This is a genomic window from Novilysobacter erysipheiresistens (genome assembly GCF_036663935.1).
GTDB classification, from domain to species: Bacteria; Pseudomonadota; Gammaproteobacteria; order Xanthomonadales; family Xanthomonadaceae; genus Novilysobacter; species Novilysobacter erysipheiresistens.
The window spans coordinates 216,615-233,509 of record NZ_JAXGFP010000006.1 but is presented as its reverse complement, the minus strand read 5'-3'; the positions used below and the strand labels follow the sequence as shown (position 1 = coordinate 233,509).

Sequence of the window (16,895 nt, the reverse complement as noted above, 5' to 3'; positions counted from 1 at the left end):
GATAGCCGCGCCTTACGACGGCACGACTATTTCTCGACGAACGCACGCTCGAACACGTACTGCCCCGGCGTGCCGATCCGCGGCGCCGCGCTGAAGCCGCGGCCGTCGAGCAACGCGCGGAAGTCGGCCAGCATCTGCGGGCTGCCGCAGATCATCGCGCGGTCGTGCGCGGGGTCCAGCGGCTCCAGCCCGAGGTGTTCCATCATCTGGCCCGTCGCCATCATGTCGGTCATGCGCCCGCGGTGGTCGCGGCCTTCGTGGCGGAAGTCCTCGCGGGTCACCGCCGGGAAGTAGCGCAACTTCTCGCCTATCACCTCGCCGAGCAGCTCGTGGCGCGGCAGTTCGTTGACGATGTAGTCGCGGTAGGCCAGGTCCTGCGCATGGCGCACGCCCTGGCACAGGATCACCCGCTCGAAGCGCTCGTAGGTCTCCGGGTCCTTGATGATCGACAGCCACGGCGCAAAACCGGTGCCGGTGCCGAGCAGGTACAGGTTGCGGCCCGGGTGCAGGTCGTGGATCAGCAGGGTGCCGGTCGGCTTGCGGCCGATCAGCACCCGGTCGCCGGGCTTGATGTCCTTCAGCCGCGAGGTCAGCGGGCCGTCGGGCACCTTGATGCTGAAGAACTCCAGCTGCTCCTCCCAGTTGGCGCTGGCAATCGAGTATGCGCGCAGCAGCGGCTTGGTGCCGCCGTCGGGCTGCCCGACCTCCAGCCCTATCATCACGAACTGGCCGTTGTCGAAACGGAAGCCGTCGTCGCGGGTGGTGGTGAAGCTGAAGTAGTCGTCGGTCCAGTGACGGACGTCGAGCACGGTTTCGGTGCCGAAGGCAGAGGACATGCGGGAAAGGGCAAGGCGTGGGAGCCCGCCATTTTAGCCGAGCGTCACTGCCGGGGCTTTGCGGCGCCTAGCTGCCGTTTCGCCTGGTCCAGGACGTCGTGCCCGGCTTCGGACACGGCGGCTTCGCCGAGGGTGGGGCGGGCGCGGTCGCGCTGGACCTCGGCGGTGATCTCCGGCAAGCGGGCGGGGTCGATCAGACCCAGGCCGGCGGCGTGCTTGGCGATGGCGAGGCTGTCGCGGCTGCGCAGCATCGGCACCGAGGTGCCGGCGACCTTTTCGATGAAGCCGTCGACCTTGAGGTCCAGTGGCGAGTCGGCGACGGGGTCGACGTCGCGGATGTAGATCGCCGCGATGCGGCCGCCGAATTCGCGCGCGGCCTCCGCGTACAACTCGGCGTCGGCCTGGCCGGAGTCGCCCAGCAGCACCCAGCGCAGGGTCGGGAAGCGCTGGATCAGCGTCCGTGCGCGATCGAGCTTGTGGCCGTGGCCTTCGGTCTTGATGAACTTGCCGGTGTCGGTGCCGAGGTCGCGCAGGAAGATCGGTCCGAACGGGATCGCGTTGAGCTCCATGAAGTCCTCCAGCAGGTCGTAGAGGTTCCACGGCGAAGACGACACATAGAAGATCGGATGGCGGCCGCTGCCATCGGCGCCCTCCTGCAGCGCCTGGTAGAGCCGGGCCACGCCATCGAGCGGTTTGCGGGTGCGGGCGTTGTGCAGGAAGGTCAGTTGTGCGGCGGTCTTCCAGTCGGTGACCGAACTCTGCAGGACGGTGTCGTCGATGTCGGAGATGATCCCGATGCCGGCGTCGGCGCGGACCTGCATCACCGGCTGGGCGGTGGCCAGGGTGCCGTCGGCAAGGGTGACCGTGGCGTTCTCCCACAGGGCGTCGGTGGGCGCGGCGGCGCCGGTCGATGGCTCCAGGGCGATCGCCGCGGTGTAGTAGCCCTCGTGGTCGCTGATCGCGTCGACCTCCGCGCCGCGGAAGCGCGCCTTCAGGGAAATGCCAGGCACCTCGTCGCTCTCGAACCGGCGGTAGGTGTTGAGCAGGTTGTCCCACCAGCGGTCGTCCTCGCCGGGGCCGCCGCGCGGCTTCTCGGCGAGCACGCGGCCGAACAACTCGGCGCCGCGCTCGTCGGCGTAGCCGCGATAGGCCGCCAGGTGTCGTGGCAGCCCGAACCCCAATCGTGTATCCAGCCGCCGCCAGGCCGCGTCCAGGTGGTCGTCGGCGTCGATCGCAAGGTGCTCCAGGCGATCACGGACGGAGGAGGGCCAACGCTTGGGCGCGGACGTTCGATGCATGGGGCTCCTAGCGCGGCGCGCGTTCCTCGTGGGGCTTGGCGCGGCGGTCGCTGAACAGCGCGCTGAGTACGATCGCGATGCCCAGCGCCGCCCCGATCAGGAACAGCACCAGCGCGATCGCCGGGTAACCCAGCAACGTCGGTCCGGCGGTGTCGACCCGCATCATCAGCGCCGAGGCGAGGATCAGCGCGGCGGTGACCACGCCGGCCGCGACCCGGTTGGCGATCTTCTGCAGCGCCTCCAGTATCTGCGAGTCCTCGAAGCCGCAGATGCGCACCTGCATCCGGTTGTCGGCGAGCAGCGACAGCACGTCGGTCAGCTTGCGCGGCGCGTCGCGCAGCAGGCCGTGCAGCTCGATCATCTCGCCGGCCAGGTTGGATGGCGACAGCGACTTGCGCAGCCGTTCGCGCATCACGTGGTCGAGGTGCTGCTCGACGATGCGCTTGACGTCCAGTTCGGGGTCGAGCGCGTGGCAGACCGCCTCCAGGCTCAGCAGGGTCTTGCCCAGCAGGCTGAGTTCGGGCGGCGTGCGCAGGCCGCAGGCGGTGGCGATGCGGGTCAGGTCGAGCACCAGCCGGCCCTCCGACATCGTATGTCCGTGCCCGTGCCCGCCACCGCCGGACTGGTGCGCCGCGTAGCGCGAGACCAACTGGCCGATCTCGCGCATGTAACGCTCCTCGTCGAAGTCCTCCAGCCGGGTGCCCATCGCGATGGCCTCGCCGGCGACCTCCTCGCCGCGGCCGTCGACCGCCGCGAACAGCAGCTTCAGCAGGTGGTCGCGCTGGCGCGGCGGCACGTGGGCGACCATGCCGAGGTCGAAGATCGCCAGCCGGCCGTCGGGGGTCACCAGCAGGTTGCCGGGGTGCGGATCGGCGTGGATCTCGCCGTAGACAAAGGTCTGGTCGAGGTAGCCGCGCATCAGTGCTTCGGCCAGGTCTTCCAGCGGCTCCTCGGCCCGGCGCATGCCGCTGATGTCGGTGACCTTGGTGCCGGTGACCAGGTCCATCGTCAACACGCGGGTGCGGGTCAGGTCCCACACCGGTGCAGGCACCGTCAGTTCCGGATAGCTGCGGAAATGGCGGGCGAAACGGTCGAGGTTCTCCGCCTCGGTGCGATAGTCCAGTTCGGCCATCAGGGTCTTGCGGAACTCGTGGACCCAGTCGCCGAAACGCATGCGCCGGCCGAGGCGGGTGGAGTGGTCGATCCGCCCGGCGATCGAGGCGAGCGCGTCGAGGTCGGCGCGGATCTGCTCGACCGCGTGCGGCCGCTGCACCTTGACCGCGACCGCGCGGCCGTCGCGCAGGGTCGCCCGGTGCACCTGGGCCAGCGAGGCGCAACCCAGTGGGGTTTCGTCGAAGCTGGCATAGGCCTTGTTGAGGCGCACCCCGAGCGCGTCCTCCACCGCCTGCCGGATCACCGGGAACTCCACCGGCGAGACGTCGTCCTGCATCCGCTCCAGCGCGGCCAGGTACTCCGGCGGCACCATGTCGGGGCGGGTCGACAGCGCCTGGCCGATCTTGACGAAGGTCGGGCCGAGCGCCTCCAGGTCGCTGACGAACTGCTCCGGCCGGCCTTCGGTCTGCGGTGGGATGTCGTGTTCGGCGGTGGCCGCGTCGAGGTCGAGCCCGGTGAAGACGCCGGCGTTGCGGTACTTCAGCAGGAACCGCAGGATCTTCGCGGTCCGCGCCAGGCCGCTCTCCGGCGCGTAGGGCTCCGGCTCGGGGCGACGGGCGTCGAGGACGGGCGTGTCTGGCGTGTCTGTAACCGCGCGCTGGTTCATCTCGTTCTCCACGGGGGCGATTGCAGCCTAGCCGGGGGCGCGTCAACGCCGCTTCACCGGCGACCGGCGATGATGTGTCTCATGAGCGCTGCGCAGCCGACGCTATGGACCATTGGCCACTCCACCCGCGAATGGCCGGTGTTCACCGGGATGCTGGCCGATGCCGGCATCGAGGTGCTGGTCGACGTGCGGCGGTTCGCCGGTTCGCGGCGCAACCCGCAGTTTTCCGGCGAGACGATGGCCCGTACGCTGCCCGAGGCCGGTTGCCGCTATGTCCCAATGCCCGACCTCGGCGGCCGCCGCAAGCCCGACCCCGACACCCGCAACACCGCCTGGCGCAACGCCAGCTTCCGCGGCTACGCCGACTACATGGAGACCGAGGCGTGGCAGGCCGCATGCAAGCGGCTGGCGTCGCTGGCGAGCGAGCAGCGGGTCGCGATGATGTGCGCCGAAGCGTTGTGGTGGCAGTGCCACCGCGGGTTGATCGCCGACCGCTTCAAGGCCGACGGCTGGGAAGTGATCCACCTCACCGCACCCGGCCGCAGCGAGCCGCACCCGTACACCTCCGCCGCGCGCATCGTCGATGGCGAGCTGGACTACTCGGCGCCCAAGCCCCCGCAGGCCGATCTGTTCTGACCTGCGATTCCACGGATACTCGGTCGCTGGTGCCTACGTTGCATCCGGATCCCCGGGCTCTTGTAGGAGCGGCTTCAGCCGCGATCGGATAATCGTCCGCCCGCGCCGCTCCTACGAAGAGCGAGCCCGCCGTCAGCCTATTTCCTGCCGCTGCGCCAGCTTTCGCCCTTGCCGCGCCCACCCGACGGCCCCGCATCGATGTTCGCCTGGTGCCGCTCCGGCGCCTCCGACTCCGTACCCGCGCGGCCGACGCGTACCGACTCCTCCGACAGCGGATCGCGGATCCGCCCGGAGCTGGAAAACGCGCTCCCGACCTGGTTCTCGCCACTGCGCACCGCCTGGCCGGGCGGCCCGAACGACGACACGCCCTGGTCCACCCGGATACGGTTTTCGATATCGCGCACGCCAGTCACCTCGTCGGCGATGTCCTCCGCCAGATGCTTCATGCGCCGCTCCGGCACTTCGCCGGTGAGGGTGACCACGCCGCCCTCGACCATCACCAGGATCTGGGTCGCATCGAGCTCGTGGTGTTCGGTCATCCGGTCGATCAGGTCGTCGACGATGCGGTCGTCGGAACGCGTGTAGTTGCGCGGCCCACGCCCGCGGTAACTCGGTCCGGCCGAGGAACGCGCGTCGCCGACGTAATCGGATCCACCGCGACCGTGACCGCTCTGCGCGAACCGGCCCTGATCCTCGCCGTAGCCCCCTTGGGTGAAATCGCCCCAGCCGCCCTGGCCCTCGTAGCCATACGAGTGGGCCTCGCTGCCTTTCGACGCTTCGCCCCATTGGCGATTGGTCGCCGACGGCAGGTTGCGGTAATCGCGTTGGCTCGGGTCGAAATGCGGGTCGCGGCGCGGGCCGCTGTCTTTGCCACGGGTCATCGGGGTTCTCCCAGACGGGAGGTCAAACGCTAGCGACCAAAACGTTAGCGCGGCGGCAATGACGTGTGTGGCGGTTGCGAATGCTGAACGCCAATCCATCCATGGCGCCCGGCTCACGGGTGGCTAACCGTCGCGATGCTCTGCTGGCTCGGCCCAGGAGACCACGCCGTGTCCGAAACGTTGTATCTGCTGCCTGCACCCGGATCCATCGGCGCGAGCGACCACACCGCGCTGACCCGGCTGGCGCTGGGCCGGCGACTGGCCACGTTGTTGGGACACCGGCTCGGCGGCGAACACGACGCTTGTGCCTCGCCGCCCGCCGGCGCGTGCTACTTCATCCCCGCCGACACCTTGCTGGCGCAGACCGCCGATTCCCTCGGCATCCGTGACGACCGCGACCTGTTCGGTGGCGTCGTGCCACATGCTTTCATGGCCACCAAGACCATCACCCATCCGGTCATCGGACCGGACGCGCGGGTGCCCGACGGCTGGTCACGCGAGCTGTGGCGTCTCATGGGCGATGCCGTGCTGCCGGGCTATTCGGCGTTTGCGCCGGACGACGTGCGCGAGGCCGGTCGCCGGCTGCTGCGGCGCGGGTCGGTACGGCTCAAGCTCGCAAACGGCATTGGCGGCAGCGGCCAGAGCACTGCCGATGACGTCGACCAGCTCGATGGCGCCATCGCCGCGATCGACCCCGGCGACGTGCATCGCCACGGCGTCGTGGTCGAACTGAACCTCGACGCGCCGGTGACCTATAGCATCGGACGCCTGACCGTCGGCGAGTGGTCGCTGGCGTACCACGGCACCCAGCACACCACCACCGACCACCGTGGCGCGGAGGTCTACGGCGGTTCCGACCTGCACGTCGTCCGCGGCGGCTTCGACGCGCTGCTGGCGCAGGACCTGTCGCCCGCGGAGCGGCTCGCCATCGAGTACGCGATGCGCTACGACGACGCCGTCAGCCGCGCGTATCCGGGGTTCTTCGCCTCGCGCCGCAACTACGACGTCGTCGCCGGCACCAATGGCGACGGCACCCGGCATTGCGGCGTGCTCGAACAGTCGTGGCGGATCGGGGGCGCCAGCCCCGCCGAGATCGCCGCGCTGGAGGCATTCGTGCGGGAGCCTGCGCTGCGATCGGTGCGCGCGTCCTGCAACGAACGCTACTCCGACGCGCCATCGCCGCCCGGCGCTACCGAACACTATCGCGGCGATGACGGCGAGGTCGGCATGCTCTGCAAGTACAGCCTCGTCACGGAGCGCCACACCGCATGAGCATCCGCCTGGATACCGTCGAGATCCCGATCGGGCAGCAGCAACTGGAAGGCACCGTGCTGTCGCCGACCACGCAGTTCCCCGGCGTGCTGTTCGTGCATGGCTGGGGCGGCTGCCAGGAACACGACCTCAGCCGCGCGCGCGAGGTCGCCGGCCTCGGCGCGGTGTGCCTGACCTTCGACCTGCGCGGCCACGAGCGCAACGCCCGGCAGTGGGAGACCGTCAACCGCGAACAGAACCTCGCCGACCTGTGCGCGGCCTACGACTGGCTCGCCGCCGAACCCAACGTCGACCCCGGCGCGATCGCGGTGGTCGGCATCAGCTACGGCGGCTACCTCGCCTCGATCCTCACCACCCATCGCGACGTACGCTGGCTGGCCCTGCGCTCGCCCGCGCTGTACCCCGACGAGGGCTGGGAGTTGCCCAAACGGCAGCTGCACGAGGAGAGCGACCTCGACGCCTATCGCCGCAGCCGCATCCACTGGCGCGACAATCGCGCGCTGGGCGCCGCCGCCGAGTTCCGCGGCGACGCGCTGGTGGTCGAAGCCGAAAACGATGAGGTCGTCCCGCGCCAGGTGATCGAGAATTTCGTCGCCGCCTTCCAGCGGCCACGCTCGCTGACCGCGCGCAAGCTGTCAGGCGCCGACCACGGCCTGACCGAGAAGGTTTTCCAGAGCGACTACAACGCCGTGCTGGTGAAATGGCTGACCGAGATGATCGTCGGTGCCCGCGCCGGTGACGCCGCCTCGCAGGTCGAGCGGCACAAGCAGGCGACCTCGGTTCACGGCTCCGCGCGATAGCTCCGCCACGCCCACCGCAGTACCCGCCACGCCGATCCCACGAACAGCAGCAACAGCGCGCCCGCGACCACCAGGTCCGGCCAGCCCGCGCCGAACCACCACACGCCCGCGGCCGCCAGCAACACCGCCAGCCCCTCGAACACGTCGTTGCGCGAGCACTCCCACGCCGACGCCAGGTTGATGTCGCCGTGCCGGTACGGCGTCAGCAGCCACAGGCAGATCCCGTTGAGCGCCAGGTTGGCTAGCCCCGCGATGCCAATCGCCTCGAACACCGGCACTTCCGGATGGCCCAGCCGCCAGCCGATCTGCACCGCCACCGCCACCGCCGCGCCGAAGATCAGCAGCCCCTTGAGCAGCGCCACCTGCGCCTTGGCGCGGCCGCTGGCACCGATCACCGCGATGCTTAGCAGGTAGGTCAGCGCATCGCCGAGGTTGTCGAGGCTGCCCGACAGCAACGACGACGAACCGCTGTAGATCGACGCCGCCAGCATCATCACGAAAGTCGCGAGGTTGATCGCCAGCACAATCATCAGCACGCGCCGCTGCTTCGCCTGCATGGCGCGAAGGTCGACGGTACCGCTGCAGCAGGAGTCGGACATGGGTTCCCAGGGGATTGCGTTGGCTGAGGATACTTGGGGAGGGCGTTGCGGAGCATTTCGGCTATCTCCGGTCGGCCCCGTTTGTAGGAGCGACGTGAGTCGCGACCCGCCGCACCTTTGAGGCGACGTACAGATCGCGACTCACGTCGCTCCCACATCGGAGCCAACTAGGGGGCGGGCAGCGCCCCGTGGGCCGGTAGAATGGGCGCTCCGCCGCCAGCCAAGAATCACGTGAGCCAGCCCGCCAGTTCCGCCTTCCCGTCAACCCGCCAGCCCGCATCGATCAAGCAGGAGGACCTGATCCAGTCGATCGCCGATGCGCTGCAGTACATCAGCTACTACCACCCGGTCGACTACATCAAGAGCCTCGCGGCGGCGTATGAGCGCGAGGAGTCGGCGGCGGCGAAGGACGCGATCGCGCAGATACTGATCAATTCGCGGATGTGCGCCGAGGGCCACCGGCCGATCTGCCAGGACACCGGCATCGTCACCGTGTTCCTCGAGATCGGCATGGACGTGCGCTGGGACGACGCGACGATGGGCGTGGAGGACATGGTCCACGAGGGCGTGCGCCGCGCCTACGCGCACCCGGACAACAAGCTGCGCGCTTCGGTGCTGGCCGACCCGGCCGGCAAGCGCGTCAACACGAAGGACAACACGCCCGGCGTGGTCAACGTCAAGGTCGTACCGGGCGACAAGGTCGAGGTGATCGTCGCGGCCAAGGGTGGTGGCTCGGAGGCCAAGTCGAAGTTCGCGATGCTAAACCCGTCCGACTCGATCGTCGACTGGGTGCTGAAGACGGTCCCGACGATGGGCGCGGGCTGGTGCCCGCCGGGCATGCTCGGCATCGGCATCGGCGGCACCGCCGAGAAGGCGATGCTGCTGGCGAAGGAATCGCTGATGGAGCCGATCGACATCACCGAGTTGCAGGCGCGAGGCGCGTCGACCCGCGCCGAGGAGCTGCGGCTGGAGCTGTACGAGAAGGTCAACGCGCTCGGCATCGGCGCGCAGGGGTTGGGCGGGCTGACCACGGTGCTCGACATCAAGGTCAAGGATTACCCGACCCATGCGGCCAACCTGCCGGTGGCGTTGATTCCCAATTGCGCGGCGACGCGGCACGCGCACTTCACTCTCGACGGCAGCGGCCCGGTGATGCTCGATCCGCCGTCGCTGGAGGATTGGCCGAAGCTGACCTACAGCCCGCAGAACGCGCGCCGCGTCGACCTGGATGCGATCACCCGGGAAGACGTCACGTCGTGGAAGCCGGGCGAGACCCTGCTGCTCAACGGCAAGCTGCTGACCGGCCGCGATGCTGCGCACAAGCGCATCGTCGGGATGCTCGATGCGGGCGAGGCGTTGCCGGTCGACCTGCGCGGGCGCTTCATCTATTACGTCGGCCCGGTCGATCCGGTACGCGACGAGGTGGTGGGTCCCGCCGGCCCGACCACTGCTACACGGATGGACAAGTTCACCGGGCAGGTGCTGGCGCAGACCGGGTTGCTGGGCATGGTCGGCAAGGCCGAGCGCGGCCCGGTGGCGCGCGAGGCGATCCGCGAGCACCAGTCGGCCTACCTGATGGCGGTCGGCGGCGCGGCATACCTGGTGTCGAAGGCGATCAAGGCCGCGCGGGTGGTGGCGTTCGAGGACCTCGGGATGGAGGCGATCTACGAGTTCACCGTGCAGGACATGCCGGTGACGGTGGCGGTCGACAGCGCCGGTGCGTCAGTGCATGAGAGCGGGCCGCGCGAGTGGCAGGCGCGGATCGGCAAGATTCCGGTGGTGGTGGCCTGAGGCCCGTCGTGCTTTCTGTAGGAGCGGCTTCAACCACGATCGGGAATCGGACGAGCGATCAGGCATCCGATCGCGGCTAAAGCCGCTCCTACAAGAGCTCCTACAGGCGCGTCACCAGCTCTTTGAGCTTCTTGCGGGTCGCGGCGGCCTGCAGGTAATCCGTCGCCAGCGTCTCCAGCGCGGCGATGTTGGTCGCGCTCACGTCATCCAGGTCATCCAGGCCGGCCAATAGCTCGGTCTGCATGCGGAAGTACGCATCGCCGACCAGTTGCCGGGCTATGTAGTCGACCGAGTCGGTGTTGCCGTCGAACAGCACATCGATGATCGGCACTGCCCATTCCAGCGCGCCCCATTCGCGCGCCGCTTCCAGGCTGATCGGACGGGTGCGCTCGCCGCTGCCGACCGACAGCACCACCAGCTCGCGGCTGTTGTCGACCCGGCGGTCCTTGCGCATCGCCTCGGCGATCGCGCAGGCGGTCGGGTTGTTGGCGACCACGCCGCCGTCGATCAACGAATGGGTCCGGCCGCCAATCTTCATGCCGTGGGCCGGGAAGTAGGTCGGCGCGGCGCTGGAGGCGCGGCAGATCTCCCACACCGGCAGGTCGCGATGGGCCGGGTTGAAGCTCTTGAACATCACCGGCTTGCGCGAAATCGTGTCGTAGCTGGTGACCAGCGTCGGCACCTTGAGCTGGCCGAAGGTGGTCTTGCCGAAGACCTTCTTCAGCACCTTCTCCAGACCCTTGGCGTCGTACTTGGGCGCCGACGGGCCGGCGCTGAGGAAACGTCCGGCGCGCGACCATAGCCGTCCGGGCATGCCGGGGAAGATCTGGTGGCGCTGGTCGCGGTACAGCTCGCGCATGGTCCCGGGGGACAGGCCGATGCCGAGGCCGCAGGCGATGATCGCGCCGGTCGAGCTGCCCGATACCAGGTCGAAGTTCTTCAGCAACCCGGGCTTGCCGGCCTGGGCCAGCACGTCCTCGACTCCGCCCAGCCAGATGCAACTGACCAGGCCACGGATGCCGCCGCCGTCGAGGGAAAGAATGCGTCGTGCCTGCATCGTGGGCGCCTCCTTGTCAGAACCATTCCAGCAACGACACGCCCAGGCCGATATGGGTCGCGCGGTGGTTGTAGTCGATCAGGCTCTCGCCGTAGCCGTCGAACACCTGCAGGTGGCCGCGCATGTTGCGCGTGAGCGGGAAGCCCCAGTCGAACTGCACCGCCCCGCGCGAATCCTCGCCGCCGCGCAGCGAGTGCCGCGCCATCATCGAGAATTCGTGGCCGTTGCGGGAGTAGACCAGGGTGGCGTCGCCACGGCCGACGTAGTTTTCGATCCCGGGGTTCTCGTCTTCGCTGCCATCGGAAATTCGCCACCATGGACGCAGCATCAGCGCCCAGTTCTCGCGGTCCAGGCCGATGTTGACGACCACCCGGTTCCAGCTGCGTGACAGCGGGTCGGCGCGGCCATTGGACTGGTGGTTGATGCCGACGCCGAACATGCGGCCGCGCCAGCCACCGGGCAGGCCGTAGTTGTTGCGGAACACCAGCATCACTTCGGGTTCGTAGTTCGACTCGCGGAACGCCCGCGACTGCTCGCCGTTGTAGACCTGCCAGCGCGAGCTCTGGGTGTAGCCCATCCAGATGTCGCCGTTGTCGCCGAACAGATTCTCGACGGCCTTGGTCTTGAAGCTCAGCTGGAACTTCGCCTCCAGCTCGTCCAGCGATTGCTGCTGCGGCGGCACCGCCGGATTGGACGAGGACGGATTTTCGTTGGGCGAACTGCTCCAGAACGCAGGCAGCAGGTACACCGGCTTGTAGGCGCGGAAGTTGAAGATGCCGAGCTTGGAGTCCTTCGCCAGTTCCCAGCGGCTGTCGAGCAGGCTGCCCTTGCCGGCGTTGGCGATGCGCGCCTGCAGCGAAGCCAGTTCCGGCTCGGCGCTATACAGGTCGTTGGCGGTCGCGCGGGCTGGTTCGCCCGTCGGCATCGCGTCGCGTTCCAGCGACTCGTACAGGGCAATCGTTTCCCGGGTCTGCCGCGCCTCGCTCGCCGCGGCATCGGCGCGTGCGGGGTCGAGCCGGGCACGCTCGAAGGCCGCGTCGTAACAGGCCAGGCGTTCGGCATCGATCTCGACCTGGGTGCAGGCCTCGCCAATCGGCAGCGGCCGCTCCTGCGCCTGCAGGGGCAGGGCCATCAGCGGCGCCGCCAGCGCGAACAGGGAGGACACTGCGAGCAGCGAGCCGGGGGCCGGAAGCAGGGGTTTGGACATGCGCGTCTCGCCGGTGCTGGTCCGGCGCGCGCGGGTTGCGGAAACCGGACCCGATGGGGGTCCGGCCAGCTTAGCGTCGACGGGCCGCAATTGCCCGGCGACGGTGCTCAGTCCAGTTGCAGGCGCGCGTCGCCGGAGAACGTCTCCAGCGAGATCTCGCCGTCGCCGCTGCCATAGCGGTGGCGGAAACTCGAGCCGGGGCCATGCCGCGGACGGTCGATCTCGGCGTCCGGCGCGGTGATGTCACCGCTGAAGCTTTCGCCCTGCACGTTGGCCGACAGGTTGCGCGGCAGGCGCAGGTCGACGTCGCCGCTGACGCTCTCCAGCGAGATCTCACCGCCCGACGCCAGCGCGGTGGCGATGCGGATGTCGCCCGACACCGAGGCCGCACCGAGCCGGCGGACGGCGGACTCGTGGACGCCGACCTCGAGCTGGCCGGATACGGTTTCCACCGAGACCTCGCCATCAAGCCGGCCGCGCAGGTCGACGTCGCCGCTGACGCTCTCGATGTCGACGTCGCTGCTGTTGATGGTCAGCCGCAGGTCGCCGCTGACGCTGTCGATGTCGGCTTCGGCGGGCGCGCCAACCACGATGACGTCGCCGCTGACGCTGTCGATCGAAAGCTCGCGCGGGGCCACGCCGGTGACGTCGACGTCGGCGGCGACCGACTCGATCGCGAGGTTGGCGCGCTGCGGCACCATCAGCAGCAGTTCGGTCGGCTCGGTGCTGTCGCTGGACAGGAAGCCCAGGTTGCCGCGGTTGGGGTACTTGACCCGCACGCTGAGCTGCCGGCGGTCGCCCGCGATCTCCAGCTTCTCCACGCCCTTGCCGAGGCTGCCGCGGATCTGGACCTCGGCACGATCCCAGGCCTGGACCTCGATGCGGCCCTTGAGGTTTTCGATCTCGATCCGGCCGTCGGGGTCGAGTGGGCGGGTCTGGTCGATCGGGGTGGCGGCGAACGCGGCCGTGCTGGCCAGCAGCAGGCCGGCGCCGAGCAGGGTGCGCAGGGGAGGGGTGATGTTCATGGTCATGCTCCGGTCAGCTGATGGCAACGCGCTGGGCGAGCGCGAGGCGATGGGAATAGGTGCGGCGCAACTGCTGCAGCAGCAACCGCGAGTCGGGGTCGCGTTCGAGCGCGGCGAGGATCAGCTGCGCGCTGCGGTCGAGTTCGTCGAACGCCGGTTGCAACGCCGGCGCCGGGCTCGATGGCACGCGGTCGATTTCGCCGAGTGCCGCCTGGTATTGGCGGGTCAGGCCGGCGGCTTCGCGCTGGACCAGACTGGGGGCGACGTCGTACGGGGCTGCCGCGATTGAAGGTGTCGACGACGGCGCGTGGACCAGACCTTGCGGCCAGCCGACGACGCCGATGGCGATTGCCAGGGTCGCCGCCAGTGCAACTGGCAGTGCCCAGCGGCGCGACACGGCTTGGCGGGCGGTGGAGGTCCGGGACGCTTGGGTGGCAAGGCGCGCGGAAATATCCGGCCACAGGTCACGTGGGGGCGCTTGGTCGCGGCGCAGTTCGCGCAGCTGCCAACGCAGGTGGTCGGGCAACGGTTTGTCCATCACGGTTCTCCGAGTCGTGCGCGCAGCAATCCACGCGCGCGATGCAGTTGGGCCTTGGAACTACCGACCGCCATGCCGAGTTCGGTGGCGATCTCCTCGTGCTTCCAGCCTTCGATGTCGTACAGCACCAGCACGGCGCGGGCGCGCGGGGGCAGGGTCGCGACGGCCCGCTCCAGGTCGAGCGACAGCGCGGTCGCGTGGCCGGCCGAGTCAGCGCTGCCGATCGTGTCCAGCGCGTCGGCGTCACCGTCGTCCTGCGGCCGGCTGCCGCGACTGCGCAGTTCCATCAGCGCGGTGTTGACCGCCAGCCGGTGCAGCCAGGTCGAGAACGCCGCCTCGAAACGGAACGCCGGCAAGGCCTGCCAGGCGCGGACGAAAGCTTCCTGGGTCAGGTCCTCGGCGCGGGCGCCGTGGCTGCCGACCAGGCGGGCGATGACGCCGTGGACCCGGCCGGCATGGCGCCGGTACAGCGCCTCGAACGCGGCCATCTCGCCGCGCGCCGCGGCCGCCACCAGCGCCCGCTCGTCGACGGTCGCGCCAGCGGGGGCGGCGGCTTCGGCAGGCGGGGCTTGGGGTGGGCGCTCGATCACGGCGGTCAGCATAGCCACTGGGATGGCGTGCGGACCGGGAAGGTTTAAACCGGGGCGGGGGTCCCGATGCCTACAGTTGCGACTTGATCGGCAGCAGCACGCGTTCGGCGAGCTTCTCGGTCCACGGCCGGTCATGCCAGGTCTCGTAGGTGTAGCGCTTGGTCGGCTGCAGGTCGCGTTCGAACACCCGGGTCATCTGCGCCGCGAACTCGTGGTCGTAGATGTTGAGGCTGGCCTCGTCATTGAGCCGGAACGAGCGGATGTCGAAATTGGTAGAGCCGACCGACACCAGCTCCTGGTCGATCACCAGCAGCTTGGTGTGGATCATCGTGGGCTGGTACTCGTGGATCTCCACCCCGGCGCGCAGCAACGGTCCCCAGGTCGCCTTCGAGGCGAACCGCACCGCTTCGGAGTCGATGTGCGGCCCCGGCAGCAGGATCCGGATCCGCACGTCACGCTTGCGCGCGGTCAGCAGCGCGCCGACGATCAGCGGGTCGGGCACGAAGTAGGACGCCGAGAGGTCGATCGACTCCTCGGCCGCGGCGATCGCCATCAGGTACATCAGGTGCATGCTTTCGCTGCCGCCGGCGGGCGAGGCGATGAACAGGTGCGCGTCCATCTCCCCGGCCGGCTGCAACGGTGGGAAATACTTCGGCCCGTTCAACACCTCGCCGGTGGTCTTGATCCAGTTGTCGTTGAACGCCGCCTGCATCTGCGCGACCGCCGGGCCTTCGACCCGGAAATGCATGTCGCGCCAGTGTTGCGGGTCCTGCGCGTCGCCCTGCCACAAGTCGGCGATGCCGACACCGCCGGTGAAGCCGATACGACCGTCCACCACCAGCAGCTTGCGATGGGTGCGATTGTTCATCCGGCCGAGGTTGTACCACTTGAGCGGACGGTAGCGTTGCAGCTCGACGCCGGCGTCTTCCATCCGGTCCAGCAGCGCCTGGTCCATCTTGATGCTGCCGACCCAGTCGATGGTGACGTGCACCGGGATGCCGGCCCGGGCGCGCTCCGACAGCGCCTCGGTGAATTCCTCGCCGATCTCGCCGGACCAGTAGATGTAGGTCTCGAAGGTGATCGAGACCTGCGCGCCGCGGATCGCCTCCAGCATCGCCGGGAAGATCTCCTCGCCGTTGTCGAGCGCGGTGACGTGGTTCCCGGGCAGCACCGACGGGCCCATCATCACCGACATTTCCCGGCGAAACTGCGGGTCACCAAGCGAGTAGTGGTGCGTGATCACCCGCTCGAGCTGCTTCTCGGACGTGGCGAAGTTGAACGCGAACACGACCACCAATACGGTGATCGCGATGGTTGCTGCGATGATCCAGGCCATGCGTTTCCGGCTCCGTTGGGCCATTGGTGTCCCCTATTCAGTCGGGATACTGTCGCCGGCCGCCGTCGATGGCGGCGTGAAGCCGGAGCCGGCCTAGAAGAACCACGCGAACGCGAACAGCCCCAGCATCGCGAACGCCAGGCCGATCTTCAGTACCGTGCCGACAAGGATCCCGAGCCAGGTGCCGAAGCCGACCCGGGTCGCCTGGCGGACTTCGCGGCCGTGGATCAGCTCACCGACAAGCGCGCCGACAAAAGGACCGGTCAGCAGCCCGATCGGGCCGAAGAACAGGCCGACCACCGTGCCGACCACCGCACCGACCAGCGCAAGCCGGCTCGCCCCGACCCGCTTGGCGCCCATGGCCGTGGCGAGGAAGTCGATGCCGAGCGACAGCACCGTCAGCAGGCCCAGCAGCACCAGCATCGCCACCCCGACCTGCTCGAAGCCGCCGGCCCAGGCCGCCAGCAGCATGCCGCCGAACACCAGCGGCAAGCCCGGCAGGGCGGGTAGCACGGTGCCGGCCACGCCGACCAGGATCAGGATGCCGGCGAGCACGTAGTACAGGGTCTGGATATCCAAGGTGGCAGGTCCGTCGAGAGGGAGTGCGGCAATCCTATCGCCAAAAAAAAACCGACCCGCATCAGCGGGCCGGCTTTCGGGTCCACCAGGCTGCCTGGCTCAGCGGGCGATCACCTGGCCGTTGGCGACGCGTACGTAAGCCCCGACCTGCAGGCCCCGCACGTTGTCCATCGTGACCGTGGTCGTGCGGCCGTTGTCCATGCGCACCTGCACGTTGTACTTGCGCTGGTTGGCGTTCTGGATCGCGTTGCCGGCGACGGCGCCTGCGACCGCACCGGCGACGGTCGCGGTGTTCTGGCGGCCCTCGCTCTTGTCGTCGGCCAGTTCGCGACCCGCGGCGGCGCCGACCAGGCCACCGAGCACGGCGCCGGTGGCGTTGGGAGCGCGGCCCTGGGTGGTGATCGGCTGGATGCTGGTGATCACGCCGCAGTCGTAGCATTCGGCGGACGTGCTGCCGTACGCCGAGCCGCCGGTGCCGTAGCCGCTGCCGTAACCGGTGCCAGCCGAACCGTAGCCGCTGGTCGCGCAGCCGGCCAGCGCGAGCATGCCGGCGGCAGTCGCGCCGACCGCCAGCTTGTTGAACGCATTGTTGAAGCGATGGTTCATGTTCATGCGGATCTCCCTCGTGGCGGGTGGCGTGCTTGCCACACGCGACAACGCTAGGCGCAGC

Annotated in this window: 17 protein-coding genes; 4 read left to right on the top strand and 13 right to left on the bottom strand. The window is 68.9% G+C overall.

The annotated features are described in order from the left end of the window. Nucleotides 1-26: 26 nt before the first annotated feature. From SNE34_RS12565 to SNE34_RS12555, 3 genes are read right to left on the bottom strand one after another with little or no spacing between them, the layout of a single operon-like run. On the bottom strand, nt 27-836 hold the full coding sequence (locus SNE34_RS12565) for a ferredoxin--NADP reductase (protein ID WP_332617728.1): 810 nt from the start codon (nt 834-836) through the stop codon (nt 27-29). Between the two features lie 44 nt (nt 837-880). Beyond that, nucleotides 881-2,134, bottom strand: coding sequence for an App1 family protein phosphatidate phosphatase (locus SNE34_RS12560; protein ID WP_332617726.1), 1,254 nt, complete (start codon nt 2,132-2,134; stop codon nt 881-883). Nucleotides 2,135-2,141: 7 nt separating this feature from the next. Further along, entirely contained in the window at nt 2,142-3,914 is a 1,773-nt protein-coding gene (locus SNE34_RS12555; RefSeq protein WP_332617724.1) for an ABC1 kinase family protein, read from the bottom strand. An 81-nt stretch (nt 3,915-3,995) separates the two neighbouring features. Here SNE34_RS12555 and SNE34_RS12550 point away from each other — a divergent pair, with 81 nt between their 5' ends. Further along, on the top strand, nt 3,996-4,550 hold the full coding sequence (locus SNE34_RS12550) for a DUF488 domain-containing protein (protein WP_332617722.1): 555 nt from the start codon (nt 3,996-3,998) through the stop codon (nt 4,548-4,550). Nucleotides 4,551-4,687: 137 nt separating this feature from the next. Here the strand turns inward: SNE34_RS12550 and SNE34_RS12545 are convergent, their stop codons facing one another. Beyond that, entirely contained in the window at nt 4,688-5,431 is a 744-nt protein-coding gene (locus tag SNE34_RS12545; RefSeq protein ID WP_332617720.1) for a BON domain-containing protein, read from the bottom strand. A gap of 168 nt (nt 5,432-5,599) precedes the next feature. On the opposite strand from SNE34_RS12545, the gene SNE34_RS12540 reads away from it, so the two are divergent. Next, on the top strand, nt 5,600-6,703 hold the full coding sequence (locus tag SNE34_RS12540; protein ID WP_332617718.1) for a DUF3182 family protein: 1,104 nt from the start codon (nt 5,600-5,602) through the stop codon (nt 6,701-6,703). Then, a complete protein-coding gene (locus SNE34_RS12535) occupies nt 6,700-7,503 on the top strand; it encodes an alpha/beta hydrolase family protein (protein WP_332617717.1) in 804 nt (267 codons plus the stop codon). The genes SNE34_RS12540 and SNE34_RS12535 overlap by 4 nt, the downstream gene beginning before the upstream one ends. On the opposite strand, the gene SNE34_RS12530 is transcribed toward SNE34_RS12535, so the two are convergent. Further along, the gene (locus SNE34_RS12530) at nt 7,485-8,102 is read right to left on the bottom strand and encodes a cation efflux transmembrane domain-containing protein (RefSeq protein WP_332617715.1); all 618 of its coding nucleotides are present in this window, start codon (nt 8,100-8,102) and stop codon (nt 7,485-7,487) included. The two genes, SNE34_RS12535 and SNE34_RS12530, sit on opposite strands and share 19 nt — an antisense overlap. A gap of 231 nt (nt 8,103-8,333) precedes the next feature. On the opposite strand from SNE34_RS12530, the gene SNE34_RS12525 reads away from it, so the two are divergent. After that, on the top strand, nt 8,334-9,893 hold the full coding sequence (locus tag SNE34_RS12525; protein ID WP_332617713.1) for a fumarate hydratase: 1,560 nt from the start codon (nt 8,334-8,336) through the stop codon (nt 9,891-9,893). A gap of 100 nt (nt 9,894-9,993) precedes the next feature. On the opposite strand, the gene SNE34_RS12520 is transcribed toward SNE34_RS12525, so the two are convergent. The 8 genes from SNE34_RS12520 to SNE34_RS12485 form a co-directional block, all read right to left on the bottom strand. After that, nucleotides 9,994-10,950 carry a patatin-like phospholipase family protein gene (locus tag SNE34_RS12520; RefSeq protein ID WP_332617711.1) on the bottom strand — a complete coding sequence of 319 codons (957 nt, stop codon included), beginning with the start codon at nt 10,948-10,950 and terminating at the stop codon, nt 9,994-9,996. A gap of 16 nt (nt 10,951-10,966) precedes the next feature. Next, nucleotides 10,967-12,157, bottom strand: coding sequence for a phospholipase A (locus tag SNE34_RS12515; protein ID WP_425604532.1), 1,191 nt, complete (start codon nt 12,155-12,157; stop codon nt 10,967-10,969). Nucleotides 12,158-12,264: 107 nt separating this feature from the next. After that, complete coding sequence (locus SNE34_RS12510; protein WP_332617709.1) at nt 12,265-13,182, bottom strand: DUF4097 family beta strand repeat-containing protein; 918 nt, start codon at nt 13,180-13,182, stop codon at nt 12,265-12,267. 13 nt (nt 13,183-13,195) lie between these two features. Further along, nucleotides 13,196-13,720: a hypothetical protein gene (locus SNE34_RS12505; RefSeq protein ID WP_332617707.1), complete on the bottom strand. Its 525-nt coding sequence runs from the start codon at nt 13,718-13,720 to the stop codon at nt 13,196-13,198. Beyond that, a complete protein-coding gene (locus SNE34_RS12500) occupies nt 13,720-14,208 on the bottom strand; it encodes an RNA polymerase sigma factor (protein ID WP_425604538.1) in 489 nt (162 codons plus the stop codon). The genes SNE34_RS12505 and SNE34_RS12500 overlap by 1 nt, the downstream gene beginning before the upstream one ends. Before the next feature lie 172 nt (nt 14,209-14,380). Continuing rightward, nucleotides 14,381-15,646, bottom strand: coding sequence for a phospholipase D-like domain-containing protein (locus SNE34_RS12495; RefSeq protein ID WP_332617705.1), 1,266 nt, complete (start codon nt 15,644-15,646; stop codon nt 14,381-14,383). A 93-nt stretch (nt 15,647-15,739) separates the two neighbouring features. Then, nucleotides 15,740-16,225 (bottom strand): DUF456 domain-containing protein, encoded by a 486-nt coding sequence (locus tag SNE34_RS12490; RefSeq protein ID WP_332617703.1) that lies wholly within the window; start codon nt 16,223-16,225, stop codon nt 15,740-15,742. 99 nt (nt 16,226-16,324) lie between these two features. Continuing rightward, nucleotides 16,325-16,837, bottom strand: a complete 513-nt coding sequence (locus SNE34_RS12485) for a glycine zipper 2TM domain-containing protein (RefSeq protein WP_332617701.1) — start codon at nt 16,835-16,837, stop codon at nt 16,325-16,327. Between the last annotated feature and the right edge of the window lie 58 nt (nt 16,838-16,895).

Bases quoted from the DNA above. Each gene is read 5' to 3' on its own strand.
- SNE34_RS12520 (WP_332617711.1), bottom strand. From the start codon at position 10,950: ATGCAGGCACGACGCATTCTTTCCCTCGACGGCGGCGGCATCCGTGGC.
- SNE34_RS12560 (WP_332617726.1), bottom strand. From the start codon at position 2,134: ATGCATCGAACGTCCGCGCCCAAGCGTTGGCCCTCCTCCGTCCGTGAT.
- SNE34_RS12535 (WP_332617717.1), top strand. From the start codon at position 6,700: ATGAGCATCCGCCTGGATACCGTCGAGATCCCGATCGGGCAGCAGCAA.
- SNE34_RS12515 (WP_425604532.1), bottom strand. From the start codon at position 12,157: ATGTCCAAACCCCTGCTTCCGGCCCCCGGCTCGCTGCTCGCAGTGTCC.
- SNE34_RS12530 (WP_332617715.1), bottom strand. From the start codon at position 8,102: ATGTCCGACTCCTGCTGCAGCGGTACCGTCGACCTTCGCGCCATGCAG.
- SNE34_RS12510 (WP_332617709.1), bottom strand. From the start codon at position 13,182: ATGAACATCACCCCTCCCCTGCGCACCCTGCTCGGCGCCGGCCTGCTG.
- SNE34_RS12545 (WP_332617720.1), bottom strand. From the start codon at position 5,431: ATGACCCGTGGCAAAGACAGCGGCCCGCGCCGCGACCCGCATTTCGAC.
- SNE34_RS12485 (WP_332617701.1), bottom strand. From the start codon at position 16,837: ATGAACATGAACCATCGCTTCAACAATGCGTTCAACAAGCTGGCGGTC.
- SNE34_RS12505 (WP_332617707.1), bottom strand. From the start codon at position 13,720: ATGGACAAACCGTTGCCCGACCACCTGCGTTGGCAGCTGCGCGAACTG.
- SNE34_RS12565 (WP_332617728.1), bottom strand. From the start codon at position 836: ATGTCCTCTGCCTTCGGCACCGAAACCGTGCTCGACGTCCGTCACTGG.
- SNE34_RS12550 (WP_332617722.1), top strand. From the start codon at position 3,996: ATGAGCGCTGCGCAGCCGACGCTATGGACCATTGGCCACTCCACCCGC.
- SNE34_RS12495 (WP_332617705.1), bottom strand. From the start codon at position 15,646: ATGGCCTGGATCATCGCAGCAACCATCGCGATCACCGTATTGGTGGTC.
- SNE34_RS12500 (WP_425604538.1), bottom strand. From the start codon at position 14,208: ATGGCCGCGTTCGAGGCGCTGTACCGGCGCCATGCCGGCCGGGTCCAC.
- SNE34_RS12555 (WP_332617724.1), bottom strand. From the start codon at position 3,914: ATGAACCAGCGCGCGGTTACAGACACGCCAGACACGCCCGTCCTCGAC.